We start from the raw sequence: 929 nt of genomic DNA on the forward strand, positions 1-929 counted from the left end.
AGCATACAACAGGTTCGTGTTCCCCAGGTCTATGCGAAGCTCAGGGAAGGGGATTTAGGTGGTGACGGTGCCCTGCTCGGCGGACAGAATGTCCTGCTGAGTGCAGAACAGGATATTACCGGCAGCGGCAATATCGTGGGACGGGATGTGACACAACTGAGTGCACGGACGCTGATCAACAGTGGCAGCATCAGTGGTAACCGGGTCAGTCTGCTGGCCGGTGAAGATATCCTGAATACCGGCGGGCAGATACTGGGCGGCAAAGCAGTGTCACTGCTGGCCGGCAGAAATATTACCAGCGAAACCACCACCCGCAGTGACGGTGTGAACCGCTGGGTTGATCGCCGGGCCGGTATTTATTCAGAGGGGGCAGATGGTCATCTGACACTGCGTGCGCTGAACAATATCACCCTGACCGGCAGCGATATCCGGAATGCCGGAGAGAACGGGAAGACGTCACTGACAGCAGGTCATGACCTGCGTCTGGATACGGTCAGTACAGTCCGTTCTCAGGAAAGTGACTGGGGTAAAGATAACTGGCGCCGGGAGCATATACAGACGGAAAGTGGCACTCGTATTCATGCGGCCGGAGATTTGGTGTTGTCTGCCGGGCGGGATATTTCGGCCACTGCCGCTGATGTTACCACCGATGCCGCGCTGACTGCACAGGCCGGACGGGATTTACGGCTGAACGCCGGTAACAGCGTGACGGATCTGGCGGAGCACAGTAAAGAAAGCAGTCGCGGGCTGTTATCGGGGCATTCATCTGAGCGTCATGATGAGGTCCACACGCGCCAGGCCGTCAGTACTGAACTGTCCGGAGAGACAGTTCATCTTCAGTCCGGGCGGGATATCAGTGTGTCAGGCAGCAATGTGGTCAGCAGCGGAAATCTGGCGTTGCAGGCCGGACGGGGGCTGGATATTACCAC

General features: G+C 57.6%; 1 protein-coding gene. It reads left to right on the forward strand.

The window, feature by feature from the left end; all coding sequences use genetic code 11:
* Window positions 1-929: hemagglutinin repeat-containing protein (locus tag QSH13_RS18420; RefSeq protein ID WP_286039459.1), on the forward strand; the 929-nt coding region annotated here is incomplete at both ends.

Source organism: Proteus faecis (genome assembly GCF_030286765.1).
In the GTDB taxonomy this organism is placed as follows: domain Bacteria; phylum Pseudomonadota; class Gammaproteobacteria; order Enterobacterales; family Enterobacteriaceae; genus Proteus; species Proteus faecis.